The sequence below is a fragment of the Nocardioides bruguierae genome, assembly GCF_023656415.1.
GTDB lineage: Bacteria > Actinomycetota > Actinomycetes > Propionibacteriales > Nocardioidaceae > Nocardioides > Nocardioides bruguierae.
Map to the genome: position 1 here is coordinate 99256 of NZ_JAMOIL010000005.1, position 25447 is coordinate 124702.

23 protein-coding genes, 3 tRNA genes and 1 pseudogene are annotated in these 25447 nt (G+C 74.1%); 11 read left to right on the forward strand and 16 right to left on the reverse strand.

The genetic code is table 11. The annotated features are described in order from the left end of the window. Positions 1 to 134 precede the first annotated feature (134 nt). Entirely contained in the window at positions 135 to 734 is a 600-nt protein-coding gene (gene leuD / locus M8330_RS05175; RefSeq protein ID WP_250826458.1) for a 3-isopropylmalate dehydratase small subunit, read from the reverse strand. Positions 735 to 748: 14 nt separating this feature from the next. Continuing rightward, positions 749 to 2149, reverse strand: coding sequence for a 3-isopropylmalate dehydratase large subunit (gene leuC / locus M8330_RS05180; protein WP_250826549.1), 1401 nt, complete (start codon positions 2147 to 2149; stop codon positions 749 to 751). Between the two features lie 307 nt (positions 2150 to 2456). Between leuC and M8330_RS05185 the strand changes: the two genes are divergently transcribed. Then, positions 2457 to 3182: an IclR family transcriptional regulator gene (locus M8330_RS05185; RefSeq protein ID WP_250055631.1), complete on the forward strand. Its 726-nt coding sequence runs from the start codon at positions 2457 to 2459 to the stop codon at positions 3180 to 3182. A gap of 111 nt (positions 3183 to 3293) precedes the next feature. Here the strand turns inward: M8330_RS05185 and M8330_RS05190 are convergent, their stop codons facing one another. Further along, positions 3294 to 3782, reverse strand: coding sequence for a methylated-DNA--[protein]-cysteine S-methyltransferase (locus tag M8330_RS05190; protein ID WP_250055630.1), 489 nt, complete (start codon positions 3780 to 3782; stop codon positions 3294 to 3296). After that, on the reverse strand, positions 3779 to 5335 hold the full coding sequence (locus tag M8330_RS05195) for an AlkA N-terminal domain-containing protein (RefSeq protein ID WP_250826459.1): 1557 nt from the start codon (positions 5333 to 5335) through the stop codon (positions 3779 to 3781). The genes M8330_RS05190 and M8330_RS05195 overlap by 4 nt, the downstream gene beginning before the upstream one ends. Positions 5336 to 5579: 244 nt before the next feature. Here M8330_RS05195 and M8330_RS05200 point away from each other — a divergent pair, with 244 nt between their 5' ends. Next, positions 5580 to 6845: an LCP family protein gene (locus M8330_RS05200; protein WP_250826460.1), complete on the forward strand. Its 1266-nt coding sequence runs from the start codon at positions 5580 to 5582 to the stop codon at positions 6843 to 6845. Between the two features lie 24 nt (positions 6846 to 6869). Here the strand turns inward: M8330_RS05200 and M8330_RS05205 are convergent, their stop codons facing one another. Both M8330_RS05205 and M8330_RS05210 read right to left on the reverse strand, forming a co-directional pair. Further along, entirely contained in the window at positions 6870 to 7583 is a 714-nt protein-coding gene (locus tag M8330_RS05205) for a hypothetical protein (protein ID WP_250826461.1), read from the reverse strand. Continuing rightward, the gene (locus M8330_RS05210; protein WP_250826462.1) at positions 7580 to 8170 is read right to left on the reverse strand and encodes a hypothetical protein; all 591 of its coding nucleotides are present in this window, start codon (positions 8168 to 8170) and stop codon (positions 7580 to 7582) included. The genes M8330_RS05205 and M8330_RS05210 overlap by 4 nt, the downstream gene beginning before the upstream one ends. 151 nt (positions 8171 to 8321) lie before the next feature. On the opposite strand from M8330_RS05210, the gene M8330_RS05215 reads away from it, so the two are divergent. From M8330_RS05215 to M8330_RS05225, 3 genes and pseudogenes are all read left to right on the forward strand, one after another. Continuing rightward, positions 8322 to 9440, forward strand: a complete 1119-nt coding sequence (locus tag M8330_RS05215; RefSeq protein WP_250826463.1) for an FUSC family protein — start codon at positions 8322 to 8324, stop codon at positions 9438 to 9440. A gap of 121 nt (positions 9441 to 9561) precedes the next feature. Then, entirely contained in the window at positions 9562 to 10527 is a 966-nt protein-coding gene (locus tag M8330_RS05220; protein WP_250826464.1) for a YhjD/YihY/BrkB family envelope integrity protein, read from the forward strand. A gap of 340 nt (positions 10528 to 10867) precedes the next feature. Further along, positions 10868 to 11751, forward strand: a pseudogene (locus M8330_RS05225) (AI-2E family transporter). 62 nt (positions 11752 to 11813) lie between these two features. Here M8330_RS05225 and M8330_RS05230 read toward each other — a convergent pair. From M8330_RS05230 to M8330_RS05255, 6 genes are all read right to left on the reverse strand, one after another. Next, positions 11814 to 11886, reverse strand: a tRNA-Glu gene (locus tag M8330_RS05230). Between the two features lie 76 nt (positions 11887 to 11962). Continuing rightward, positions 11963 to 12035, reverse strand: a tRNA-Glu gene (locus M8330_RS05235). Between the two features lie 113 nt (positions 12036 to 12148). Next, positions 12149 to 12223: transfer RNA gene (locus M8330_RS05240), tRNA-Gln, on the reverse strand. 53 nt (positions 12224 to 12276) lie between these two features. After that, on the reverse strand, positions 12277 to 13269 hold the full coding sequence (locus M8330_RS05245; protein ID WP_250826465.1) for a CPBP family intramembrane glutamic endopeptidase: 993 nt from the start codon (positions 13267 to 13269) through the stop codon (positions 12277 to 12279). A 2-nt stretch (positions 13270 to 13271) separates the two neighbouring features. After that, a complete protein-coding gene (gene gltX, locus M8330_RS05250; protein WP_443689923.1) occupies positions 13272 to 14768 on the reverse strand; it encodes a glutamate--tRNA ligase in 1497 nt (498 codons plus the stop codon). 8 nt (positions 14769 to 14776) lie between these two features. Next, entirely contained in the window at positions 14777 to 15586 is an 810-nt protein-coding gene (locus M8330_RS05255) for a fumarylacetoacetate hydrolase family protein (RefSeq protein WP_250826466.1), read from the reverse strand. A 255-nt stretch (positions 15587 to 15841) separates the two neighbouring features. Between M8330_RS05255 and M8330_RS05260 the strand changes: the two genes are divergently transcribed. Continuing rightward, entirely contained in the window at positions 15842 to 16741 is a 900-nt protein-coding gene (locus tag M8330_RS05260) for a 3-methyladenine DNA glycosylase (protein WP_250826467.1), read from the forward strand. Further along, complete coding sequence (locus tag M8330_RS05265) at positions 16738 to 17364, forward strand: nucleoside/nucleotide kinase family protein (protein WP_250826468.1); 627 nt, start codon at positions 16738 to 16740, stop codon at positions 17362 to 17364. The genes M8330_RS05260 and M8330_RS05265 overlap by 4 nt, the downstream gene beginning before the upstream one ends. Positions 17365 to 17380: 16 nt before the next feature. On the opposite strand, the gene M8330_RS05270 is transcribed toward M8330_RS05265, so the two are convergent. From M8330_RS05270 to M8330_RS05280, 3 genes are all read right to left on the reverse strand, one after another. After that, positions 17381 to 17569 carry a DUF6767 domain-containing protein gene (locus tag M8330_RS05270; RefSeq protein ID WP_250826469.1) on the reverse strand — a complete coding sequence of 63 codons (189 nt, stop codon included), beginning with the start codon at positions 17567 to 17569 and terminating at the stop codon, positions 17381 to 17383. A gap of 257 nt (positions 17570 to 17826) precedes the next feature. Next, positions 17827 to 18009: a DUF6767 domain-containing protein gene (locus tag M8330_RS05275; RefSeq protein WP_250055606.1), complete on the reverse strand. Its 183-nt coding sequence runs from the start codon at positions 18007 to 18009 to the stop codon at positions 17827 to 17829. Positions 18010 to 18107: 98 nt separating this feature from the next. Next, a complete protein-coding gene (locus M8330_RS05280) occupies positions 18108 to 18749 on the reverse strand; it encodes a DUF4232 domain-containing protein (protein ID WP_250826470.1) in 642 nt (213 codons plus the stop codon). 100 nt (positions 18750 to 18849) lie between these two features. Between M8330_RS05280 and M8330_RS05285 the strand changes: the two genes are divergently transcribed. From M8330_RS05285 to M8330_RS05300, 4 genes are all read left to right on the forward strand, one after another. After that, positions 18850 to 19473: a pentapeptide repeat-containing protein gene (locus M8330_RS05285; protein WP_250826471.1), complete on the forward strand. Its 624-nt coding sequence runs from the start codon at positions 18850 to 18852 to the stop codon at positions 19471 to 19473. A 73-nt stretch (positions 19474 to 19546) separates the two neighbouring features. After that, a complete protein-coding gene (locus tag M8330_RS05290) occupies positions 19547 to 21100 on the forward strand; it encodes a pyridoxal phosphate-dependent decarboxylase family protein (protein ID WP_250826472.1) in 1554 nt (517 codons plus the stop codon). Beyond that, a complete protein-coding gene (locus tag M8330_RS05295; protein WP_250826473.1) occupies positions 21097 to 22407 on the forward strand; it encodes a lysine N(6)-hydroxylase/L-ornithine N(5)-oxygenase family protein in 1311 nt (436 codons plus the stop codon). The genes M8330_RS05290 and M8330_RS05295 overlap by 4 nt, the downstream gene beginning before the upstream one ends. Further along, positions 22404 to 24827 carry a GNAT family N-acetyltransferase gene (locus M8330_RS05300; RefSeq protein ID WP_250826474.1) on the forward strand — a complete coding sequence of 808 codons (2424 nt, stop codon included), beginning with the start codon at positions 22404 to 22406 and terminating at the stop codon, positions 24825 to 24827. The genes M8330_RS05295 and M8330_RS05300 overlap by 4 nt, the downstream gene beginning before the upstream one ends. Here M8330_RS05300 and M8330_RS05305 read toward each other — a convergent pair. Continuing rightward, positions 24814 to 25407: a TetR/AcrR family transcriptional regulator C-terminal domain-containing protein gene (locus M8330_RS05305; protein ID WP_250826475.1), complete on the reverse strand. Its 594-nt coding sequence runs from the start codon at positions 25405 to 25407 to the stop codon at positions 24814 to 24816. The two genes, M8330_RS05300 and M8330_RS05305, sit on opposite strands and share 14 nt — an antisense overlap. Between the last annotated feature and the right edge of the window lie 40 nt (positions 25408 to 25447).

Consider the following 25447-nt stretch of genomic DNA (forward strand, 5'->3'; position numbering starts at 1 on the left):
GCGGCGCGACCCACAGGTCCGACCGGGTGTCTCCGCACAGGTGAGCTCACTCCCCTCGATCCTCCTCCGGACGCGGACAGCCCCCGCCGTCCGAGGACGACGGGGGCTGCCTGGCTGTCGTGGTGCGACGAGCGTCAGAGGGTGACCGGCTTGAACGCCGGGCGGGTCTTCTCGAACGCGTCGATGGAGTCGGCGTGGCCGAGGGTGATGCCGATGTCGTCGAGCCCCTCCAGCAGGCGCCAGCGGGTGTAGTCGTCGATCTGGAAGGACTCCTCGATCGCGTCGTCGCCCTCGCCGGCACGGATGGTGCGCGACTCCAGGTCGACGGTGATCGCGGCGCCCGGGGTGTCCTCGAGGATCGTCCAGAGCTTCTGCACGACCTCCTCGTCGACCTGGGCGGCCAGGAGGCCGGCCTTGCCCGAGTTGCCGCGGAAGATGTCCGCGAAGCGGGCGGAGACGACGACCCTGAAGCCGTAGTTCTGCAGGGCCCAGACGGCGTGCTCACGCGAGGAGCCGGTGCCGAAGTCGGGGCCGGCCACCAGCACGGTGCCCTGGGCGTAGACCTCGTTGTTGAGGACGAACTCGGGGTCGTTGCGCCAGGCGGCGAACAGGCCGTCCTCGAAGCCCGTGCGGGTCACGCGCTTGAGGTAGACCGCGGGGATGATCTGGTCGGTGTCGACGTTGCTGCGCTTGAGCGGGACGCCGACGCCGGTGTGGGTGGTGAACTTGTCCATGACGTGAGCTCCGTTCAGTCCAGGTCGGCGGGCGAGGAGAGGGTGCCGCGGACGGCGGTCGCCGCCGCGACGGGGATCGACACGAGGTGCGTGCGACCGCCCTTGCCCTGGCGTCCCTCGAAGTTGCGGTTCGAGGTCGAGGCGCTGCGCTCACCGGGAGTGAGGGTGTCGGGGTTCATGCCCAGGCACATCGAGCAGCCCGCGCCGCGCCACTCGGCACCGGCCTCCTTGAAGATCACGTCCAGGCCCTCCTCCTCGGCCTGCAGGCGCACGCGCACCGAGCCGGGGACGACGAGCAGGCGGGTGTCGTCGGCGACCTTGCGGCCCTTGATGACGTCCGCCGCCAGTCGCAGGTCCTCGATGCGGCCGTTGGTGCAGGAGCCGACGAAGACCGTGTCGACCTTGACCTCGCGCATCGGGGTGCCGGCCTCGAGGCCCATGTAGCCCAGGGCCTTCTCGCAGGCGATCTTGTCCTGCTCGTCCTCGAAGTCGGACGGCGAGGGGACGGAGGCGCCCAGCGGCACGCCCTGACCCGGGTTGGTGCCCCAGGTGACGAACGGCGTCATGACGGAGGCGTCGAGGACGATCTCCTTGTCGAACGTCGCGTCGTCGTCGGTGCGCAGCGTCTTCCAGTGCGCGACGGCGGCGTCCCACTCGGCGCCCTTCGGCGCCTCCTTGCGGCCCTCGATGTAGTCGAAGGTCGTCTGGTCGGGGGCGATCATGCCCGCCTTGGCACCCCACTCGATGCTCATGTTGCAGATGGTCATCCGGCCCTCCATGGAGAGCTCCTCGATGGCCTGGCCGCGGTACTCGACGATGTAGCCCTGGCCGCCACCGGTGCCGGTGTGGGCGATCAGGTTGAGCACCAGGTCCTTGGCGGTGACGCCGTCGGGCAGCGAGCCGTTGACCGTCACGGCCATCGTCTTCGGCTTGGCCTGGGTCAGCGTCTGCGTGGCGAGCACGTGCTCGACCTCGGAGGTGCCGATGCCGAACGCGATGGCGCCGAACGCGCCATGGGTGGAGGTGTGGGAGTCGCCGCACACGATCGTCATGCCGGGCTGGGTCAGGCCCAGCTGCGGGCCGACGACGTGGACGATGCCCTGGTCGATGTCGCCCAGCGGGTGCAGGCGGACGCCGAACTCCTCGGCGTTGCGACGCAGCGTCTCGACCTGGGTCCGCGAGACCGGGTCGGCGATCGGCTTGTCCCAGTCGAGGGTGGGGACGTTGTGGTCCTCGGTGGCGAGCGTGAGGTCCGGGCGACGGACCTTCCGACCGGCCAGGCGCAGGCCGTCGAAGGCCTGCGGGCTCGTCACCTCGTGGATGAGGTGGAGGTCGATGTAGAGCAGGTCCGGCTCTCCGGCGGTCGAGCGGACGACGTGCTCGTCCCAGACCTTCTCGGCCAGCGTTCGACCCAGTGTCTTGCCCATGACGCACTCCTTCGTGGCGACCGCGACGCCGGCTGGGTGGGCCGGCGATGACTTCTCCCGGCGGCTCGGCCGAGCCACCGGACGGGTAGCGGCGGGGCGTCGTGTGGACGCACCACAGCCGGTTACCGAGAAGGAACTGTACGCCTTCTGGTCCAATGTGTGAGACAGTTGTCCCGTCATCCGAGATGGACGACGCTCGAGACCCCGGGCGTCTGCCCTGCCCGACACCCCGGGCTCGGCCCTCGTGATGGTCCACCCGCCGGGTGCGGCCACGCAACGAAACACAGGAGTGCAGATGGATTCCAGCGGAGTCGGCGTCCTCGACAAGGCCGCCCTCGTGCTGACCGCCCTCGAGTCGGGCCCGGCCACGCTGGCCGGCCTGGTCACCGCCACCGGCCTGGCCCGCCCCACCGCGCACCGCCTGGCCGTCGCGCTCGAGCACCACCGGCTGGTCGCCCGCGACATGCAGGGCCGCTTCGTGCTAGGCCCGCGCCTGGCCGAGTTGTCCGCGGCCGCCGGCGAGGACCGCCTGCTCGCCACCGCCGGCCCCGTGCTCGCCCGTCTGCGCGACATCACCGGCGAGTCCGCCCAGCTGTGGCGCCGCCAGGGCGAGCACCGCGTCTGCGTGGCCGCCGCGGAGCGCCCCTCGGGGCTGCGCGACACCATCCCCGTCGGCTCGCAGCTCACCATGCGTGCCGGCTCGGCCGCCCAGGTGCTCCTCGCCTGGGACGACCCGGAGCGGCTGCACCGCGGGCTGCAGAACGCGGCCTTCTCCGCCGCCGCGCTCTCGGGCATCCGCCGCCGCGGCTGGGCACAGTCGATCGGCGAGCGCGAGCAGGGCGTCGCGTCCGTCTCCGCGCCGGTGCGCGCCCCCAGCGGCAAGATCATCGCGGCGGTGTCGGTCTCCGGCCCGCTCGAGCGCCTCTCCCGCCAGCCCGGCCGCATGCACGCCCCCGCCGTCATGGCGGCCGCCGAGCGCCTCTCGGAGTCTCTGCGCCGCGCGGCAGCCGAGTCCGCCTGAGCCTGCGGCGGCCGGGGTACGACCCACCGTATTCGTGGTTCGAGGACGTCCGAACCACGAATGTGGTGGGTCGTACCCGTTCGCGAGCCTGCGATGGCAGGGGCAGCCAGGTCAGAACAACGCGTCGGCGTCGTCCCGCTCGAGGTCGAGGAGCACCTGCTTGCGCTCGAGGCCGCCCGCGTACCCGGTGAGGGTGCCGTTGGCGCCGATCACCCGGTGGCAGGGCACCACGACCGGGATGGGGTTGCGGCCGTTGGCCAGCCCGACGGCGCGAGAGGCCCCGGGCTTGAGGCCCAGCCGGACCGCCACGTCCCCGTAGGTGGACGTCGAGCCCCACGGGATGCGGGCGAGCTCCGCCCACACGCGCTGCTGGAACTCCGTGCCGGCGGGGGCCAGCGGCAGGTCGAAGTCGCGGCGCTCGCCGGCGAAGTACTCCCCCAGCTGCCGCGCGGCCCGCGCCAGCACGGGCGAGGCGTCGTCGCGCTCTCCCGCCGCCTCGTCGGGGTCGGGGAACGGCGAGAAGTCGATCGCCTCCAGCCCGGCGTCGCCGCCGCGCAACCGCAGCGGGCCGACGGGGCTCTCGATCACGGTCCAGGTCATCGTGCTGCCTCCTGCGAGGTCGGGGTGGGTGGCATGAGGGTCTGCCACAGGTGCATGAGGGCGTAGGAGCGCCACGGCGACCAGCCGGCCGACCGGGCGACCACCTCGGCCGGGTCGTGGCCCAGCCGCGTGGCGGCAGTCCGCACCCCCACGTCGGTGGGCAGGAACACGTCGGGGTCCGCCAGGGCACGCATGGCCACGTAGTCGGCGGTCCAGGGGCCGATCCCGGTCAGGGCCAGCAGTCGCTCCCGGACGTCGGCGCGCCCGGCGCCCCGCTCCAGGTCGACCTCACCCGCGGCCAGCGCCGCGGCGAGACCCACCAGGGCCCGGCCGCGGGCGCGGGGCATCGGGAGCGTCTCAGGATCCACCGCGGCCAGCACGTCGGCGCCGGGGAACAGGCGCGTGAGGCCGGGCAGGCCGGTCTCCACGCGCGCACCGTGCTCGGCCACGACCCGCCCGAGCACGGTGCGCGCGCCGCTCACGCTGATCTGCTGACCCACCACGGTGCGCAGGGCGGTCTCCGCCCCGTCGACCTGGCCGGGCACCCGCAGACCGGGGTGCTCGCCGACCAGGGGGGCCAGCACCGGGTCGGCCGCCAGGTGGGCGGCCACGGCTCCGGGGTCCGCGTCCGCGTCGACCAGGCGTCGGGCCCGCTCGAGCGCCGCCCCGGTGTCGCGCAGGTCGGCGAGGCGCAGCTCCAGGTGCAGCTGCGCGGTGCCGGGAGCCGCGGACGCGAGGGTCGTGTCGGCGAGGTCGAGACGCAGGGTGCCGGCGCCGTGGGGCAGGTCGAGGGTGCGGGCGTACCAGCCGTCCTCGGCCGTCTCGACGCCCGGCACGAGGTGGTAGGCGAGGAAGTCCAGCAGCGCGGGGGCGTCGAACGGCGTGCGCACGGCCAGACGGAGGCGGAGCACGCCGTCGTCGCCGTGGGACGCCTCGTCCCCGGGCCCGCGGGCGCCGCCCCGCCAGCCGGCACGAGGGTGGACGCCACGGGCCCGCAGGTGGCTGGGCGTGGCGTCGTAGACGGCTCGGACGGTCTCGTTGAACTGGCGCACGCTGCTGAAGCCGGCGGCGAAGGCCACGTCGGCCAGGCCGAGGTCGGTGGTCTCCAGCAGCACGCGTGCGTTCTGCGCCCGACGGGCACGGGCGAGGGCGAGGGGTCCGGCACCGTGCTGCTCGACGAGCAGCCGACCGAGGTGACGGGGCGTGTAGCCGAGCCGGTCCGCCAGGCCCTGCACGCCGTCGCGGTCCACGACGCCGTCGGCGATCAGACGGACGGCCCGGTCGGCGGTGCCGGCGCGGACGTCCCACTCGGGGCTGCCGGGCGTGGCGTCGGGCAGGCACCGCTTGCAGGCGCGGAAGCCTGCCTCCTGCGCGGAGGCGGCACTGGGGTGGAAGCGGACGCGCTCACGCGCCGGCGTCCGGGCCGGGCAGGAGGGCCGGCAGTAGATGCCGGTCGAGAGGACGGCGGTGAAGAAGAGCCCGTCGAAGCGACGGTCGCGGGCGGCGATCGCCGCGTAGCGCGCGTCGTCGTCGAGGTCCGCGGTCTGCGTCATGGCTCCATCATGCCCGCGCCCGCCGACAGCGTCTGGCGGGAATCGGACACGGCCGTGGGTCCTCCGCCGACCTCCGACGGGGCGCTGCGGGGCCGGTCGGTGACCGTCGCCGGGGCCGCGCACGTGCTGCTCCTCACCCGATCGGGCAAAGAGACTGTTTCGCCGCTGTGAATCCACTGCGAGACACCCCTCTGGGTGTCCGGTATGCGCCCGGGCGCAACATTCTTTTGCCACCATCGTCGTCATGCCCGACCAGGACACTCCCTCCGACGCCGCCGCCGACAGCCCCGACGGCGGCGCGGGCACCCCCACCCGCAGGTCCGGCCGCCGTCCCCACCGCCACTCCTCGCGCGGACGTCGGCGCCGCTGGTGGCGCCACCCCGTGCTGGTCGCGCTCGTCGCGACCCAGATGGTGCTGGCCGTCGCCACCGCGACCGGGGTGACCGTGGCCTACCGGCACCTCAACGACAACCTCCAGGTCACCGATGTCGAGGCCCAGCTCAGCGACCGCCCCACGAAGTCCGAGCCCACCGAGACCGCCAGCGAGGAGGCCGAGGAGCCGACCGAGGCGCTCAACATCCTGGTGATGGGCTCCGACACGCGCAGCTGCGACGGGTGCGCGATCGACGGCGAGGCCGGCGGCGGCGGGTCGGACACGACGATCCTGCTGCACGTCTCGGCCGACCGCTCCAGCACGTACGGCGTCTCCCTGCCGCGCGACGCCCTCGTCACCCGGCCCGACTGCACCGCCTCGGACGGCAGCACCATCCCCGGTGGGGAGCTGCAGATGTTCAACACCGCGTTCGCCCTCGGCGGCGCAGCGTGCACCATCCAGACCGTCGAGCAGCTGACCGGCATCTACATCGACCACTACGTCGTGGTCGACTTCGCCGGGTTCGAGGACATGGTGGACGCCGTGGGCGGCGTGGAGGTCTGCATCCCCAAGGACGTCGACGACTCGGCGCACAACATCTACTTCTCGGCCGGCACCCAGGTGCTCACGGGCAAGGACGCGCTCAACTACGTGCGCGAGCGCTACGTGCTCTCGGCCAACTCCGACATCGGCCGGATGAAGCGGCAGCAGGCCTTCATCGCCTCGATGATCAACCAGGTCGTCTCGGCCGGGACGCTGACCAACCCCACCAAGGTCTACAAGTTCCTCGACGCCGCCACGTCCTCGCTCACCCTGGACAGCGGACTCGGCAGCATCGCCAAGCTCGCGACGCTGGCGCTGCAGTTCTCCGACACCGGCCTGGACAAGATCCGCTTCGTGACCGTGCCGTTCGAGGAGTACGCCCCGGACCCGAACCGCCTGGTGTGGTCGTCCTCGGCGAAGAAGCTCTGGAAGCGCATCCGCAACGACCAGGCGCTGCCGGGCAGCCTGCGCCAGGGCTCCATCAGCGCCGACGACCCGGTCGGCACGACGAAGTCCCCCAGCAGCAGCGCCTCGCAGAGCACCGAGGAGCAGGAGGCCGCGACGACGGCCGCGCAGAACGGTCTCTGCGCCTGAGCCGCGGCGTCCCGTCCTCCTCGCTCACGGCACGTCGCCTCGCACCGCGAGGCTGAGGGCGGCGCCGCCGTTCACGCCGATCGCGGCGGCGGCGCCGAGATCGCCTCCGACGGTGATGACCCCCTCGAGGGCCGCGAGCGCCGTCATCAGCCCGGACAGCACGGCGCGGGCCTCGCCGAGGCCGGCGATGGCGGCCCGCCCGAGCGAGACCAGCCGAGGCGCCGCCGCGACGAGCCGCACGCTGCCCACCGGCCCCATGGCCAGGGCGGTGAGCCCGACGGTCACGGCCTCGTCGGCCAGGTCCGCGGCCAGGACGCAGAGGTCGTGGACGGCCTGCAGGAGGGCGCGCAGGCAGGCGGCGACCTGTCGGATCGCGAGGGCGCGTGCGTCGAGGTCCGCGGCGGCCGCACGCAGGGCGCTCGCCGCCGCGAGGGGCGTCAGCCCCTGCCACACCGACCCGAGCCGGTCGGCCAGCGCCCGGTGGTCCTCGGCGAGCACCTCGAGCGCGCGCGCCGCCGCGTCCCAGGCCTGGGCCATCTCGTCGATCTCGTCGTAGCCGCCGGTGAGCTCGTCCAGCACCATCGCCACGGGGTCGAACCCCACGGCCTCGGCCAGGAGCCAGCTGGCCGGAAGGAGCGGCAGGAGGCGGGAGCGCACGTCGGCGACGAGGGCGGTCGACGCCTGGCTGGTCGGCTGCGGCAGCAGCGCCTCGACTCGCTGGGAGGCGGCGGTCGTCATTCCTCGACCTCCCCCTGCAGCGCCTGCACCCCTCGCCCGATGGAGTCGAGGGTCGAGGTCAGGTCCACCCACGCGGCGGCCGAGGAGACCGGGGTGGCGTAGCCGCCGGTCGCGGCCAGGGGCTTCCACCGGTCGGTGAAGCGTGCGGCCTGCGAGGCGGTGGCCGCCGTCCGCAGCGACCCCGTGGCCAGGGCCGAGCTGACCACGTGCGGCAGCGAGGAGCTGTACTCGGCCGGGTCCCCGGTGGCCGTCTCGAGCGCCGCCAGGACCGACGAGGTGGCGTCGTCCGCGTCGGTCAGGAGGCGGGAGGCCTCGCGCAGGTCACGGGCCCGTCCGGCGGCCTGCGAGACCGCTCCGGCGAGCCCGGCGGTGGCACGGCCCAGGGCCGCCTCGTAGGGCGCCCGCACCCCCGCCGTGAGGCCGCCGAAGGCCTCCAGGTGGCTGCAGCGGGCGACGACGTAGGACAGGACGAGGGCCAGGGCGTCGCCCTGGTCCTCCAGCGCCGCGCTCACGGCGCTCGCCCCCGGCAGGTCGAGGCTGGTCACTGCTCCGCTCGAGGTGGGCAGGGTCGGGTCTGCGGCGAGCATGGCGGGTCCTCCGGTGTCGGTCGCGTGCGGGACACCAGGAGCGTGCCCGCGGCCCGGGCCACGAACCCCGCGGCCCCGCGACCTGTGGACAACCGGCTCGACCCGTCGTGGCCCCCGTCGCGGGACGGCACCGGTACTAGCCTCCGCCGACGTGGCCGCCGCGCGCCCTCACCGACCCAGCACCTGGTCCTGGCTGGGTGGCACCCTCACGCCGACCGGCCGGCCGCCCCAGGTCGCGCTCGTGGTGCTGCTGCTCGTGGGGCTGGTCGTCGGGCTGGTCGTCGGGCTGGGGACGGGCCTGCTCGTAGGCCGACCCGCAGGCGCCGCCGCGTCCGCGCTCCTGCCCTCGCTGGTGGCCGGCCTCGTCTCCGCGACCGGTACCGCCGGCGCTCCACGGATCGCGGCACGGGTCGCGACGTGGGCGGCGGTCGTCGCCGTCAGCGTCGTCGGCACCGCGATCCTGGTCAGCGGGCGCCCCTGGGCCGCGGCGCTCGCCATGGCCGCGGTCGCCGTCCTCACCTCGGCCGCGGTCGGGGCCGGACCGATCGGCGGCGTCCTCGGCGTGCTGAGCACCCTCGCCTACGTGCTGGGGCTGGTGCTGGCGACCTCGGCCGACGCCCGGACGCAGGACTCTCCTGGGGCCCTCCTGCTCCAGCTGGGTCTCGCCGCCGCGCTGGGCTGGCTCGTCGCGTGCGGCGGTGGGTGGTGGCTGCATCGGCGGCAACCGTCCTCGTCCCCCTCGGCGCCGGGCGTCGTGCCCTCCCCGTGGGCAGCGATCGCCGGGTCGGTCCGCTCCTGGGACCAGCACTCCCGGGACGGGGTGCGGCGGGCGGTCCCGCTGGCCGGCTGCGTCCTGTGGTACCAGCTCAGCGAGACCCGCGACGCGCTGTGGGTGCTGATCACCGCCCTGGCGATCCTGCTGCCGTCCGGCAAGAGCACGGTGGAGGCCGCCGTCGTGCGGGTCAGCGCCACGTTCCTCGGGGTCCTGCTCGTGCCCCTCACGGCGCAGCACCTCCCCACCGCGGTCGTCCTGGTGCTGGCAGTGGTGTGCCTGCTGGTGGGGCTGGCCTACCAGCCCGTGCTGCCCGTCCTTGCCGGCGCGGCGTCGGCGCTCGGGGTCGTCCTGCTCGTCGGCGCGCCCACGGGCGCCGCGGAGGAGCTGGCGCTGCGACGGCTCGTCGACACGCTCGTCGGTGCCGGGCTGGCGCTCGTGGCCACCTACCTGCTGTGGCCGCGGGACCGTCCCGACGACGCCGCGGCCGCAGCCTGAGGGGCGACGTCGCGTGGCCGGGCGATCTGCGCAGCCGCCCTCGCACGCCCCCGCGGGCCACTACAGTGCTGAGCACGAGGCTCCGGCCGAGCCGGCCGACCACCTGTCACGAGGGGCAGCGATGACGGCGACAGACCCCGACGCGGTGCGTGCCGTGCTGGCGGGCTTCGGCATGACCGAGACCCAGCTGGCTCGCCTCGACCGGCTGCCGCCTCGCTACTCGGCCCGGCTCATCTGGCTGATGGACCACTGGCCCGGGCGCGTCGGGCTCCGCGTCGTCGCCGGTCTGCGACGCATCCAGGTCTTCGACCGAGCGATGACCATCGCGGCCCAGCTGTTCACGTCGGTCTTCCCGGTCCTGATCATGGGGGCGGCGCTCCTCGGCAGCGAGCGGGTCTCGTCCGCCGTCTCCGGCTGGGGCGACCTGCCCGCGGAGACCCAGGTCGTCCTCGACGAGGTGGCCGGGGCCAGCGACAGCGCGACCTTCGGGCTGCTGGGCGTCCTCGTGGTCCTGATCTCGGCCACGAGCCTGTCCCGCGCGATGATCCGGGCCTACGACGCCGTCTGGATGCACGGGCGCAGCCACACCCGGCTCGACCAGGCCTGGCGCTGGTTCGTGGCGGTGCTCGGCCTGGCCCTGACGCTGGCGGCGACGCAGAAGCTGATCTCGGTCCTCGAGCCGCTCCCGCCCCGCGACTGGTGGGCGACCCTGCTGGTGGGCTGCGTCAACATGGCGGTGGCGACCCTCGTCCCGTGGTTCCTCCTCGCGGGTCGTCTCCGCCTGCGCTGGCTGGCGCCGGGAGCGGCCCTGTTCGCCCTCGGCATGCTCCTGGCGCATCCGGTCGCCACCCGCTACCTGTCGGTGTCGATCGAGCTCAGCGCCACCAGGTTCGGGTCGATCGGCGTGGCGTTCACGTACCTCACCTACCTCTACGCCGTCGCGTGGTGGCTCCTGGTCACCGCCGTCGTGGGCCAGGTGGTCGCGACGGACGAGGGCTCGATCGGCCGACTCGTCCGTGGTCGACCGCGAGCCGACGGGCCCGAGGCGCCGGCACCGACCCTGGAGTGGGACGCCGATGCCTCCTGACACCGGTGCCCGCGGGCGCAGCGGCACGACGCGCTCCCACGACGACGAGAGGTTCCCGATGAGCCGAGGAGAGGCCCCCGTGGGAGAGTCCCGATGAACTGGGGCACCAGCGGTGGTGGCGGGCCCGCGCCCGCGCCCGAGTGGCTGGTGCGCTGGGGCCTGCGAGGATGGCTCGCCCTCGGGGCGCTCGGTCTCGTCGCCGTCCTCATGAGCATCTCGGCCACCCTCTCCGGGGTCGTCGTCCCGCTCGCCGTCGCGATCCTGCTCGGGGCGCTCCTGGTGCCGGTCGTGGACGCCCTGGAACGGGTCCGGGTGCCACGCGCGTGGGGTGCTGGTGCTGGTGCTGGTCGCCCTGGTCGGGGTCGTCGCCTGGTCGCTGTGGTTGACGATCACGGGCGTCGCCGAGAAAGGCCCGGAGATCGCCGACGCGCTGACCTCGGGCACCGCCGTGGCCCAGGACTGGGTCGGGAGCCTCGGCGGCGGCGACGGGACCTCCCCGGCGGAGCTGGACGAGGCCACCCGCCAGCTCCTCGGCGGGCTCGCGGGACTCGTCCCGGGGCTGGTCGGGAGCGTGTTCTCCAGCGCGGCGGCCTTCGTCATCGGCCTCGTGGTCGGAGGCTTCTTCTTCTACTACGTGCTCGTCGACTGGTCCGCCCTCGTCGCGTGGGCGGGGCGCCTCGTGTCCTCGCAGCGGGTCCCGGGCGCCGTCGTGATCGAGGAGGCCGTCAGCGCCGTCCGGGCCTACTTCGGCGGCGTGACGCTCTCGGCCCTCGTCACGGTGGTGCTGATCGGTGGCACCGCGCTGGTGCTCGGGGTCGACCTGTGGATCACCATCGCCGTGGTCACCTTCGTCACCTCCTACGTCCCCTACTAGGGGCGATCGTGTCCGGGGCGTTCGCCACCGTGGTCGCCCTGGGCACCGCGGGGCCGACCGCCGCGATCGTCATGCTGGTGGTGATCCTGGTCGTGCAGAACGTCGTCCAGACGGTCGTGATGACGAAGCTGACCAGCGAGGCCCTGCACATCCACCCGATCGTCAACCTCGCCTCGACCCTGGTCGGCGGCGCCCTGGCGGGCATCCTGGGGGCGACGCTGAGCGCTCCCGCGGTGGCCACGGCCCTGCGCATCCGTGCCCTGCTGGACAGCGCCGGCGCCGACAGCCAGGACGGCGGCGGGCAGGACGACGCGGACCCGACCGACGGTTTCCCGCCACCCTCGCAGTAGCAATCGGCCCCGGCACGGCGAAGCGCCCCGGTCCGAGGTACACGGGGCGCTTCGAGGTGCTGTACCCCCGACCGGATTCGAACCGGCGCTACCGCCTTGAGAGGGCGACGTGCTAGGCCGCTACACAACGGGGGCAATGCGGTGCCCGGCCGGAGCCGGGCATGAGAAGACCCCCGGCCCTGGGACCAGGGGTCTTCTCATCTTTCTCGCGTACCCCCGACCGGATTCGAACCGGCGCTACCGCCTTGAGAGGGCGGCGTGCTAGGCCGCTACACAACGGGGGCGTGCTGGTGAGAGAGCCTCACGGCCTCTCGCAACCTGCGGAACTCTAGCCTCGGGCTGGTGCTCCGACCAAATCTCCGTGACCCCCGTGGGAGCCTCGTCGACCTGTGGTCGCTGGCTGGGATACAAGGACTCGAACCTTGACTAACTGAACCAGAATCAGTCGTGCTGCCAATTACACCATATCCCAATGGCTACTCGGCCGGCCCCGCCTGAGCGGTGCCGCCGAACCGAGACGAGACGTTACACGCGCGTTCCCTGACCCGCCAAAACGGGCCCCGCGGTCGTCGTCGCGACGGGTCGGCGACGCAGCGACAGCTCCACGAGACCGAGGAAGACGAGGCTCTGGGTGAGGGTCACGGGCAGGTTCGACCAGCTGCTCGCCGTGGGGTTCAGGGTGCTCGTCATGTCGCTGAACAGCAGGGCAACGCCGTAGGCGAGGAGGTTGTTCAGCACGTGCATGGCGATGCCGGCCTCGAGCCCGCCGGTGCGCAGCACGAGCACCCCGGCGACCAGGCCGAAGGCGAACCGGTCGACGAACACGGGAGCGTCCTGGGCGCCGTGCGCGAGCGCGAACAGCACCGCCGGCACCACCACGGCCACGGCCTTGCTCAGCGGCGCCCAGGTCGGCACCATCCGCCCGAAGGCCTGGGTGAGGTACCCGCGGAAGACGAACTCCTCCCCCGCCGCCTGGAGCGGCGTGAGGAGCAGGACGACGAGCAGGAACGCGGTCGTCTGCGAGGTCCAGTCGTTGAGGTTGCCGGAGATCTCCTGCCCCGTCCCCGTGGCGGGCACGAGCGCGCTGACGACCACGGTGACCACGAGCGTGATCGCCGCGAGCCCGAGGCAACGCAGCAGCCAGCCCCAGCGCATCCGGGCGGCCACGCTGACCACCCACCCGGGACGCTGCTTGTGCACGAGCAGGACGACGGCCAGCACGGCGATCACCGCGTAGGCCCAGCCCGCGTCGACCAGCGCCAGGTAGGCGGGGGTCACCGGGTCACCGGACAGCCTCTCGACCACGTCGTCGGCCGACCAGCCGGCCAGGACCAGCGGCACCTGCACGCTCACCAGGGCGGCGTACTGCCCGAGCAGCACGAGGACGAGCAGCAGCAGGACGCCTGCCAGCGCCCAGGCCCGCGAGGGCCGCCCGAGCAGCAGCAGCTGGTGGTAGCCCAGCGGCTGCTGCTCCGGGGCCGACGCGGACGCCGACGACGGGGCCGAGGAGGTCGGCAAGGTCAGGCGGTCCGCGACGCGGCTGCGGCCAGGCGACCCAGGCCGCGCTCGCGGCCCAGCAGCTCCAGCGACTCGAACAGCGGCGGGGAGACCCGCCGCCCGGTGACGGCCACGCGCACGGGCCCGAACGCGACGCGCGGCTTCAGGCCCATCTCGTCGACCAGGGCGGTCTGCAGCGCCGTCTGGATGGCGTCGGTGGACCAGGTGCCGAGCGCCTCGAGCCCGGCGTGGGCGGCCTTGACGACCTCCAGGCCCTGCTCGTTCAGCAGCTTGGCGGCGTCCGCCTCGTCCAGCGTGAAGTCCTCCTCGGAGACGAAGAGGAACGCCAGCATCTCCGGCACCTCGGCGAGCTTGTTGACCCGCTCGGCGACCAGCGGCATCGCCTGGTCGAGCAGCTGCCGGTCGGCCTCGGAGGAGGCGTCGAGCACGCCGGCCGAGGTCAGGAACGGCAGCGAGCGCTCGGTGATCTCCTCGACCGAGAGCATCCGCATGTGCGAGGCGTTGATGGCATCGCACTTCTTGAGGTCGAAGCGGGCCGGGTTGGGGTTGACGTCCTTGAGGTCGAACGCCTCGACCATCTCGTCGAGGGTGAAGACGTCGCGGTCCGCCGCGATCGCCCAGCCGAGCAGCGAGAGGTAGTTGAGCAGGCCCTCGGGCAGGTAGCCCTGGTCGCGGTAGGCCAGCGCGTGCGCCTGCGGGTCGCGCTTGGAGAGCTTCTTGTTGCCCTCGCCCATGACGTACGGCAGGTGGCCGTACTCGGGGGTGAACTCGGCGACCTCGATGGCCTCGAGCGCCTCGAACAGCGCGATCTGGCGCGGGGTCGAGGAGAGCAGGTCCTCGCCGCGCAGCACGTGGCTGATCCTCATGGTGGCGTCGTCCACGGGAGCAGTGAGCGTGTAGAGCGGGTCGCCGTTGGCGCGGGCCAGGGCGAAGTCCGGCACGTGCTCGGTCTCGAAGGTGACGTCGCCGCGCACGAGGTCGGTCCAGGTGATGGAGCCCTCGGGCATGCGGAAGCGGACGACGCTGGTGCGGCCCTCGGCCTCGAAGGCGGCGCGCTGCTCGGCGGAGAGGTCGCGGCAGAAGCCGTCGTAGCCCAGGCTCTTGGAGCCGGACGCCTTGCGGCGCGCGTCCACCTCCTCGTTCTTGCAGAAGCAGTCGTAGGTGTAGCTGGACGCCGCCAGCTTGGCGAGCACCTCGGCGTAGAGCTCCGTGCGCTCGGACTGCTTGTAGGGGCCGTACTCACCGCCGGCCTCGACGCCCTCGGTCCAGGTCAGACCGAGCCAGTGCATGAGCTCGAGGATCGCGCGGAAGGACTCCTCGGTGGAGCGCTCCTTGTCGGTGTCCTCGATGCGGAAGACGAAGGTCGCGTCCTGGCCCTGGCGCTTGGCGTGCTCGGCGAACGCCCAGTTGAACAGGGCGGTGCGGACGAGGCCGACGTGCGGGGAGCCCGTCGGCGACGGGGCCATCCGGACGCGGACGGGACGGGTGGTGGTGCTCAACGCTTCGGTCACCTTGCCTTGACGGTGTTCGTGAGGGAGCCGAGACCGTCCACGACGATCTCGAGCTCGTCGCCGACCTCCAGGGGGCCGACGCCGGCGGGGGTGCCGGTGAGGATGACGTCGCCGGGCAGCAGCGTCATCGTGGACGAGACGTGCTCGACCAGGGTGGGGATGTCGAAGACCATGTCGGCGGTGGTGCCGTCCTGGACGACGTCCCCGTTGCGGTAGGTATGGATGCGCACGCCGTCGGCGAAGGCCTGCGGGTCGAGGTCGGTCTCGATCCACGGGCCGAGCGGGCAGAACGTGTCGAAGCCCTTGGCGCGGGAGAAGTGGCCGACGGCCTTCTGCAGGTCGCGAGCGGTGACGTCGTTGGCGATGGTGTAGCCGTGGATCACGTCGGTGGCCTGGGCGGCCGGGACGTCGCGGCAGATCCGCCCGATGACGACGGCGACCTCCGCCTCGTAGTGCACGTTCTCGCTGGCAGAGGGGTAGGCGATCGCGTCGTTCGGCCCGATCACCGAGGTGTTGGGCTTGAGGAACCACAGCGGCTCGGTCGGCACCTCGTTGCCCAGCTCGGCGGCGTGGTCGCGGTAGTTGCGGGCGACGCCGACGACCTTGGAGCGCGGCAGGACCGGCGCGAGCAGGCGCACCTCGCTGAGCTTGTGCTCCGTCTCCAGCGGCCGGACGCCGACGTAGAGCGGGTCGCCGGCGAGCGCCACGATGGTGGCGTCCGCGTCCAGCTGGCCGTACTCGTCGAGGTCGCCGGTGATGACGCCGTACTGGGGCTCCTCGCCCGTCGTGAATCTCGCGATGCGCACGCTGCGAGCCTATCGGCGCGGCGCGGGCTGGCCGAGTCGGCAGCCCGGGGCAGCGGGACAGGGGTGAGCGCGCCCACCCGGGCGTCACGGGCCTCAGCACCGTCGGCCGACCGGAACAACGGGGGCGGACGCGGACCCGCCGCCGCGTCCGCGCAGGTCAACGGGGTCCATCCGCGGCGGCGCCGTCGTTGTTCCGGTCCGCCGACGCCGTCCTCGCTTCGGCGGCCGATGCCCGCGCGACCTACCGTGGTGGCCGTGACCGTGACGACGCAGGAGACCGAGGTCCTCGACCTCGCCACCTGGGGTGCCCGCGCGGCCGCGCACGAGGAGCGACTGGCGCCCTTCCTCGACGCCCACCTCGCCCGCCGCAAGGCGGGCGAGAAGCACCCGGTGCGCGACTTCCTGTTCGGCTACTACTCCTACCGGCCGGCGCAGCTGCGTCGCTGGCACCCTGGCTTCGGCGTGCGGCTCGAGGACGACGGCACGTTCGCGGGCCTGCACGGCTACGAGGCGGCGGACGACGGCAGCGTCACCGTCTCGCGGGGCCTGCTGGAGGAGAAGCGGGTGCTGCTGACCACGCTGCGCCGCCTGCTCGCAGCCACCGCGGCGCGCCCCGCCCACCACGGCTGCTTCGGGCTGCACGAGTGGGCGATGGTCTACCGGCTCGAGCAGGACGGCGTGCGCCACGCGTCCTGGCCCCTGCGCCTGGGCGGCGAGGGCACCGACGCCGTCGTGGAGTCGCACCGGATCGCCTGCACCCACTTCGACGCCTACCGGTTCTTCACCGAGCCGGCCCGGCCGCTCAACACCCTCTCCCCCGCCTCGCACGACCGCGCGGACTTCGAGCAACCGGGCTGCCTGCACGCCGGGATGGACCTCTACAAGCACGCCTTCCGGCTCTCCCCCCTGGTGCCCGCCGACCTGGTGGCCGACTGCTTCGAGCTGGCCGTCGACATCCGCACCCTCGACATGCAGGCCTCGCCCTACGACCTGGCCGGCCTGGACGACGACGCCTACCCGCCCGTGAGGATCGAGACCGCCGAGGGCAAGCGCGTCTACGCCGCGGCCCAGGCCGCCTTCACCGAGCGCGCCGCTCCCCTGCGGTCGGCGCTGCTGGCCGAGTGCGAGCGGCTGCTCGCCGCGCTCGAGGCGTGAGCGACCCCGCCGTGGTCCGCGCGGTCGTCGAGGTCGCCGAGGTCGTCGCTGCGACCCCGCGTCCGGGCCGACCTGTCCTGGTGGCCGTCGACGGCGTGGACGGGGCGGGCAAGACGACCTGGTCGGGGCACCTGCGCGACGCCTACCGGGGGGCCCGGCGGTGGGCCACCGTCGTCCACCTCGACGACTTCCTGCACCCGCGCGCGGTCCGCTACCGGCTGGGGCGCGACTCCCCCGTCGGGTTCGTGGCCGACACCTACGACCTGGCGGCGTTCCGGCGCTGCGTGCTGCACCCGCTCGCCGCCCCGGGCAGCAGCACGATCGTGCCCGCCGCCTTCGACCACCGCCGCGACGTCCCTCTCGAGGCCGAGCCGCTGTCGGTGCCGGACGACGGCGTGGTGGTCGTCGAGGGGATGTTCTGCCACCGCGCGGAGCTGAGGGGCGCCTGGGACGTCTCGGTCCTGCTGGACGTCCCCTTCGAGGTCAGCGTGGCCCGCCTGGCCGGCCGCGACGGCACGCCGGCCGACCCCGAGCACCCGGCGCTGCGCCGCTACGTCGAGGGCCAGCGGCGCTACCTGGCTGCGGTGCGGCCGGCCGAACGGGCCACGTTCGTGGTGCGCTGAGGCCTGGTCCGGCACCTCACCCGCACTGCCGTGCCCGCAGCTCCTCGGCCAGCTCCTGGGCCAGCTCGGGGTCGTGGCGCACCAACCAGGCCACGGGGCAGTCGTCGGGTCCGGTGGCGCCGGGCTGGCACAGCTGGCACGCCTCGTCCGGCCGGAGCGCGCAGCGCGCCTCGCCCACCTGGAGCAGGACCTCCTGTGCGGCCATCGCGATCATCTCCTCCAGGTTCCCCGGGTTCCCTACCATCGTCGGTGCGGCCGAGGCGCACGCGGAGGGGCGGAGGTCCCGACCACTGCGTGACCATCCGGACACGTCCGTCCGTTGAGCGGTGACGTCCAGGAGCTCGGGGCCCTCGGCGCAGGACAGCGGTGCGCGAGCAACCGTTCAGGCGCAGGGGGTCGGTTGCTCGCGCACCTTCCCGAGACCCGAGAGGCCGGGCGGGGCGCGCAGGTGGTCACGAGGGGTCAGGCGACCCGGCCGGTCGATCGTCGGTGCTCGGCGGTGATCTCGGCGAGCTGGGCGGAGAGCTCCGGGTCGGAGCGGACGAGCCACACGAGGGCGCAGTCCTGCGGGCCGGTGGCCCCGGGATGGCAGAGGGTGCAGGCGTCGCCCGGGCGGACCGGGCAGCGTGCCTCGGGTCGGGTCATGACGCCTCCTCCCCGGGTCCGCGAGCTGCACGGGCCCTCCTGGCCCCCATCCTCCCGCGGGGTCCGACCGGTCCCCAGGGTCGGAGGTCCCGGGCCGGTCAGGCCCGGTGGTAGGGGCCGACCTCCAGCAGGTGGACCGCGCCGTCCGCGCACCCGGTCGTGGCGTGCGCGGCGTAGAGCGAGGCGGTCTCGTCGGGCGGGTAGACCCGGACGCCGTCGACCTCCGTCGGGTCGCAGCGCGCGTCGCCGTACGCGCCGGCGTCGGTCTCGGTGAGCGCCTGCACGGCCCGCTCCCCCGTCGCCAGGACGAGGCGGGGCGCCGTGCCGCCGGTGCGGTCCGCGGCAGCGCCCACCTGCGCCCCGTCGCCCCCGCCGACGTAGGAGACGCCGCCGTAGCCCTGCAGCACGCAGGGGGCCTCGGAGGTGTTGGTGAGCACGACGCGGGAGTGCATCGCGCCGGCCGTGCCGCCACCGGGGGCCACCCGGACCGCCAGCATCAGGTCGTCGGCGGTGCACTCGGCCGGCCCGGACCCGGACGTCGCAGCGCCCGAGGACGATGCGGGCGACGACGCGGGCGACGACGGGGAGGAGGACGGGGAGGAGGACGGGGAGGCCGTCACGGTGGCGGTGACCGTCGACGGGCCGGTGGCGCTCGCCCCATCGTCGTCCTGCCCGGAGCAGGCGGTGAGCGCGAGCGCGAGGACGGCCAGCAGCAGTGCCGGGCGCAGGTGAGTGCTCATGTCAACGACGCTACGGCGGAGACGGGCCGACCCAAGCCCTCCCCGGGTTCGCCCGCACCGCGCCGCCGCACCGTCGGCACCCGTGGCTAGCGTGAGGCGCATGAGCGAGCCGATGACCGCGACGGGCCGCACCTTCTCCCGCGAGGACTGGTACGGCGACGACCTGGGGGCGGCGCGCTTCAGCGACTGCGCCTTCGTCGACGTGGACCTCACCGAGACCACCACGGACGGGGCGGTGTTCGACCGGTGCCGCTTCGAGCGCTGCACCTTCAACGCGAGCCGGCACACCTCGACGGCGTTCACCGCCTGCGACTTCATGGACTGCTCGTTCTTCGACGTCGAGCTCGACGGCTGCAAGCTGGTCGGCTCCGTGCTCGACGGCACGCGCCTGCGGCCGATCACGGTGCGGGGCGGGGTATGGCGAGGCATCTCCCTGCGCGGGGCGGACCTGGACCGGGCCGACCTGAGCGGCGTCGACCTGCGCGAGGCCGACCTCTCCCTCGCCAAGCTCACCGGCGCCCTCCTGCGCGGTTGCCCGCTCGAGGGTGCCTCGGTGCGGGAGACCGACCTGGGCGGGGCCGACCTCACGGGGGCGACGCTGGCCGGCGTGGACCTGACAGCGGCCCGACTGCGGCGCACCCGCCTGGACCTCGCGGGCGCCGTCCTGCTGGCGGAGCTGAACGGGGCCGTCGTCGTCAGCGAGGAGCTCGGCACCGACGAGTGAGCCCGCCGACTTGTCCTCCTCGCCGTCCGGAGATTAGGTAAGCCTTACCTACTTTCTCTCGGAAGGCTGATCGGTGTCCCTCACCCCTGCCCACACCCCCGCCCGCACCCAGGGCCCGCACGAGCCCCAGCACCAGGCCCAGCACGAGCACCCGCCGCGACGGACGCAGCAGCAGACGCAGCAGCACCTGCGCCAGCTGCTCCACCCCGCGCACCGCCACGCCTACGCCGATTCCGCCCGGCTGGCCGTCGACCACCTGGTCGCCGCGCTGGCCCGCGTCCGCGGCCCGGTCACCGGGCTCGACCCCGCACGGGCCGCGGCCCTGGTGGCCGAGGTCGACCTGGACGCGCCGCTGGGCTGCGCGCAGCAGGCGCTGGAGGAGCTGGACCGGATCTGGCTCGACGACACCGCCTGGTTCCACGAGACCGGCCTCGCCGCGCACCTGAACTGCCCGGTGCTGGTGCCCGCCCTGGTCGCCGAGGTGCTGATCAGCGGGGTCAACCCCAGCCTCGACACCTTCGACCAGAGCGTGGGCGGCACGTTCATCGAGCAGCGCCTGGTCGCGTGGACCGCCGAGCGGATCGGGTTCGGGCCCGAGGCCGACGGCGTGTTCACCTCCGGCGGCACCCAGTCCAACCTCCAGGCCCTGCACCTCGCCCGCGACCACGCGCTCAGCCAGTCCGGTGCCCGGCTGCAGGACCTGCACGTGCTCGTCTCGGCGGACGGCCACTACTCCGTGCAGCGTGCGGCACGCCTGCTCGGGCTGCCCGCCTCGGCGGTGGTGCCGGTCGCGGTGGACGAGCGGCGCCGGATGGACACCGCCGCCCTGACGTCCGCGCTGGAGGAGGTGACGCGCACGGGCGGCCGGCTCATGGCCGTCGTCGCCACCGCCGGCACCACCGACCACGGGGCGATCGACCCGCTGACGGAGGTCGCCGACCTGGCCCACCGGCACGGCGCCTGGGTGCACGTCGACGCCGCGTACGGCGGCGGGCTGCTCGTCTCCTCCCACCGGGCTCTGCTGGCCGGCATCGAGCACGCCGACTCGGTGACCGTCGACTTCCACAAGACGTGGTTCCAGCCGGTCTCGTGCAGCGCCGTCGTCGTGGCCGACCGGACCCACCTGCGGCACGTCGCCGCGCGCGCCGACTACCTCAACCCCGCGGACGGCGGCGGGCTCGGCCGGGCCGCGCCCGACCAGGTCACCAAGAGCCTCCAGACCACGCGCCGCTTCGACGCCCTGAAGCTGTGGCTGACGCTGCGCGTCATGGGCGCGGACGGCGTCGGGGACCTCGTGGACGCGCTGGTCGACCTGGCCCGCCAGACCCATCGGCGCCTGCTCGCCGTCGACGACCTCCAGGTGCGCGCCGCCCCGGAGCTCAGCACGCTGCTGCTGCGACCGGTCGTGCCCGGCCTCGACGCCGGCGAGGTCGACGCACTGGTGCCCCACGTCCGGGCCGCGCTGTGGGAGCGCGGCGAGCACGTGGTCGCCGCGACCGTGGTCGACGGCCGCCGCTGGCTCAAGCTGACCCTGCTCAACCCCTTGGCCGGAGTCGACGACGTGCTCGGGGTGACCCGCGCCGTCGCCGCGACCGCCCGGGCCCTGGCCGGGGAGCGGGCCGCGTGAGCGCGTGGACCGAGCCGGTGCACGACGTCGTCGGCATCGGCCTCGGCCCCTTCAACCTGGGGCTGGCCGCCCTGGCCGACCCGGTGCCGGACCTGGACGCCGTCTTCCTCGAGGCGCGCGACGAGGTGTCGTGGCACCCCGGGATGATGCTGCCGGAGTCGACCCTGCAGGTGCCGTTCCTCGCCGACCTGGTGACGATGGCCGACCCGACCTCGCGCTGGTCGTTCCTCTCCTTCCTCAAGGAGAGCGACCGGCTGTACCCGTTCTACGTGCGGGAGTCGTTCTACCCGCTGCGCAGCGAGTACGACGACTACCTGCGGTGGGCCGCGCACCGGCTCCCGTCCGTCCACCTCGGCCGACGCGTGACCCACGTGCGACGCGAGGACGACGGCACCTACCGGGTCACCACCGCGCGCGGCGAGACCTGGCGCGGTCGCCGCCTCGTCCTCGGCACCGGCACCTCGCCGACCCTCCCCTCCTGCGTGCGGGACGCCGGCGGCCCGGCCGTGCACACCGCGGGTTACCTGCCCGCCCGCGAGCGGCTCACCTCGTGCCGCACGGTGACGATCGTCGGCAGCGGCCAGAGCGCCGCCGAGGTCTACCAGGACCTCCTCGCGGCCTCCCCCGAGCACGACTACGACCTGGTGTGGCTGACCCGCAGCCCCCGCTTCTTCCCGATGGAGTACACCAAGCTCACCCTCGAGCTGACCTCGCCGGAGTACTCGGCCTACTTCCGCTCCCTGCCCGGCGACACCCGGGCCCGGCTGCTGCGCGAGCAGCGCAGCCTCTACAAGGGGATCAGCGGCGACCTGGTCGACGCCATCTCCGACCTGCACTACCGGCTGCGCGTGCAGGGGCAGGGCCCGCGGACCACGCTGGTGACGAGCACGTCGCTCGTCGACGCCCGGTGGGACGGGACCTCCTACGACCTGCGCCTGCACCACGACGAGACCGACGAGGACTTCGGCCTGCGCACGGACGGGCTCGTGCTCGGCACCGGCTACGCCGCCCGCGTCCCGGCGTTCCTGGACGACCTGCGCCCGCACCTGCGGCTCGACGAGGCCGGCCGCTACCTGGCCGACGACACCTACGCCGTGGACGTGCACGGCGGCGAGGTCTACGTGCAGAACGGCGAGGAGCACACCCACGGCTTCGTCGCGCCCGACCTCGGCATGGGCGCCCACCGCAGCGCCTGCATCGTCAACGCCCTCACCGGCCGCGAGGTCTACCCGGTGGAGAAACGCGTCGCCACCCAGACCTTCGGCATCCCCGACCACCTGCGCCGAGCCCACCCGGAGACCGCATGAGCACCCACGACCTGACCCAGCCCCCGACCCAGGCCCCGACCCAGCCCGGTGTCACCCTCGAGCCGCTGCCCGACGACCCGGGCACCACCGCCCTGCTGCACGCCTGGGTCACGCACCCGCGCTCCCGGTTCTGGCAGATGCAGGACGCCACCGCGGCCGACGTGGCCCAGGAGTACCGGGACATCGCCGCCTCGGCGCACCACGACGCCTGGCTGGGCCGGGTCGACGGACGGCCCACGTTCCTGGCCGAGACCTACGACCCGTCACGCTCGCCGCTGGCCGACGTCGGCGCGGACCTGCGCGAGGGCGACCTGGGCATGCACCTCCTGGTGGCCCCTCCGGTGGGTCCCCCGCGCGCCGGGCTGACCCGGGCGGTGATGGCCGCCGTCCTGGAGCACTGCTTCGCCGACCCCCGGGTGGCCCGGGTCGTGGTCGAGCCGGACGTCGGGAACGACGCCATCGCCCGGCTCAACGCCGAGGCCGGCTTCGTGGAGGTCGGCACGGTCCGGCTGCCCGACAAGACCGCGCGGCTGTCGTTCCTGGAGCGGGCCGACTGGGCCCGCGGACAGTATCCCGCGCCGCACCTGCGCCCCGACGTCCTGGCGCGGGCACAGCGACAGCTGGTGGCCAAGGCCATCGCGGAGCTCTGCCACGAGCGGCTGCTCGCACCGCGGCCCGCGACGCCGGTGAGGGCGGGCGGGGGAAGCGGCGGGGAGTCCGCCCCCGCGTGGACGCTGACCGCACCGGACGGCACCGAGTACCGGTTCACCGCCCGCCGGCTGCCCCTGGAGCACTGGGACCTCGACCCGGCCTCCCTCACCCGCACCCGGGACGGCGTCTTCCTCCCGCTCGACGTGCAGGAGCTGGTCGCGGAGCACGCCGAGCCCCTGGGGCTGCGCGGCGAGCTGGTCGCGGTCTACCTGGAGGAGCTGGCCGCCACCCTGGCGTGGACCTGCTGGCAGCTGGACCGCCCGCGCATGGGCGTCGAGGACCTCCTGGGGGCCTCGCACGCCGAGGTCGAGGCCGCGGTCACGGAGGGGCATCCCGGCTTCGTCGCCAACCGCGGCCGCATCGGTCTCGGCCTCGCAGCCCACGAGGCCTGGTCCCCCGACGCCGCCCGTCCCGTGCGGCTGCACTGGGTCGCGGCCCGCCGGGCCGCCTCCGGGCTGTGGCTGGGCCGCGGCTGGTCGGCGCAGGACCTCCCCGTGCTCGGCCCCGGCCGCGAGCGCGACGTCCTGCACGCGCGGCTGCGCCGCCACGGGCTGGACCCGGCGGACTACCTGCTGCTGCCGGTGCACCCGTGGCAGTGGGACGCGAAGGTGGCGGTCACGTTCGCCCCCGACGTCGCCCGCCGGGACCTGGTGCCGCTCGGCGAGGGCCTGACGCGCTACCAGGCGATGCAGTCGATCCGCACCTTCACCGACCTCGACGACCCGCGGCGCGTGCAGGTGAAGACGGCCCTGGCGATCCAGAACATGGGCTTCACCCGCGGGCTGTCTCCCGCCTACATGGAGGCCACGCCCGCGGTCAGCGACTGGGTCGCCTCGGTGGTCGAGGCGGATCCCGAGCTGCACGGCCGCGGGTTCCAGGTGCTGCGCGAGGTGGCCGCGGCGGGCTACACCGGCGACGTCTTCCACCGCCACGCCCCCGGCGCCCCGCAGCGCAAGATGCTGGCCGCCCTGTGGCGCGAGAGCCCGGCCTCCGCCGCCCGCCCCGGGGAGCGGGTCGTCACGATGGCTGCACTGCTGCACCGGGACGCGGCGGGCGACTCCTACGCCGCGGCACTGGTGCGCGCCTCCGGCCTGGAGCCACGCGCCTGGGTGGCCCGCTACCTGGACGCCTACCTGCGGCCCGTCGCCCACTGCCTGCTCGCCCACGACCTCGCGTTCATGCCGCACGGCGAGAACCTGCTGGTCGCCCTGGTGGACCACGCCCCCGTGCGCTGCGTGATGAAGGACCTCGGCGAGGAGGTGGCACTGCTCTCCCCCGACCGGCCGCTGCCCGCCGGGGCCGAGCGCGCCCGGGCGCGCGTCGACCCGGACGAGCGGTGCCTCGCCGTCCTCACCGACGTCGTGGACGGCTTCCTGCGGCACCTGGCCGCCGTGCTCGACGGCGCCGGAGTCCTGCCCGTCTCCGACTTCTGGGACGAGGCGGCCGGCTGCCTCGAGCGGCACGCGGCGGACCACCCGGAGCTCGCGGACGCCGTCGCCGCCGTGGGCCTCCAGCGGCCGCGGTTCCCGCACTCCTGCCTGAACCGGCTCCAGCTGCGCGACGCCCGCCAGATGGTCGACATCGCCGACCAGGCCTCGTCGCTGCTCTACGCCGGGACGCTCGAGAACCCGCTGCACCGACCCGAGGGCGCCGACGGCGCGACGACGAGCGAGGGCGGGGAGGTGGGAAGGCTGCTCACCCGGCCGTGAGGGACCGGTCGGTGCTCCGATCGGCACGGGCCCGCAGCCCGTCCAGGACGAGCTCGAGACCGGCCGTGAACGCGGCGCCGGGGTCGCGGGTGCCCAGCGGCTCGTCCGGGATGGCACCGGCGGCCCCGGCCTGGAGGTGGGTCTGCTCCTCCCAGGTGTGGCCGAGGGTGAAGTGCCAGACGGTGCGGGCGGCGACGGGGACGAGGTCGTCGGGCAGCCCGGAGCCGGCCAGGGCCTCCTCCAGGTCGCGCAGGGGCGCCGTGCCGCCCAGGCCGAACCCCACGACGGTGCCCACCAGCTCGGCGCCGTCGGTCCAGGCCAGCAGCGCGTCGCGCAGGCCCACGGCCACCTCGCGGACGCGGTCGGGCCAGGCGTGCGCGGTGGCGGGCCGTCGTCCGCGCGCCAGGAGCTCGTCGGCGACCGCGGCCAGCAGCGTCTGCTTGTCCGCGACGTGGTGGTAGAGCGCGGACGGGCGGACGTCGAGCTCGGCGGCCAGCCGCCGCATGGTGAGGTCGGCCAGGCCGTGGGCGTCGAGGACGCGCAGGGCCGTGCTCACGACGTCGCTGCGGGCGTGCACCACGCGCGGGCCTCCTCCTCACCGTGCTGGTCCGCTTGCCGGA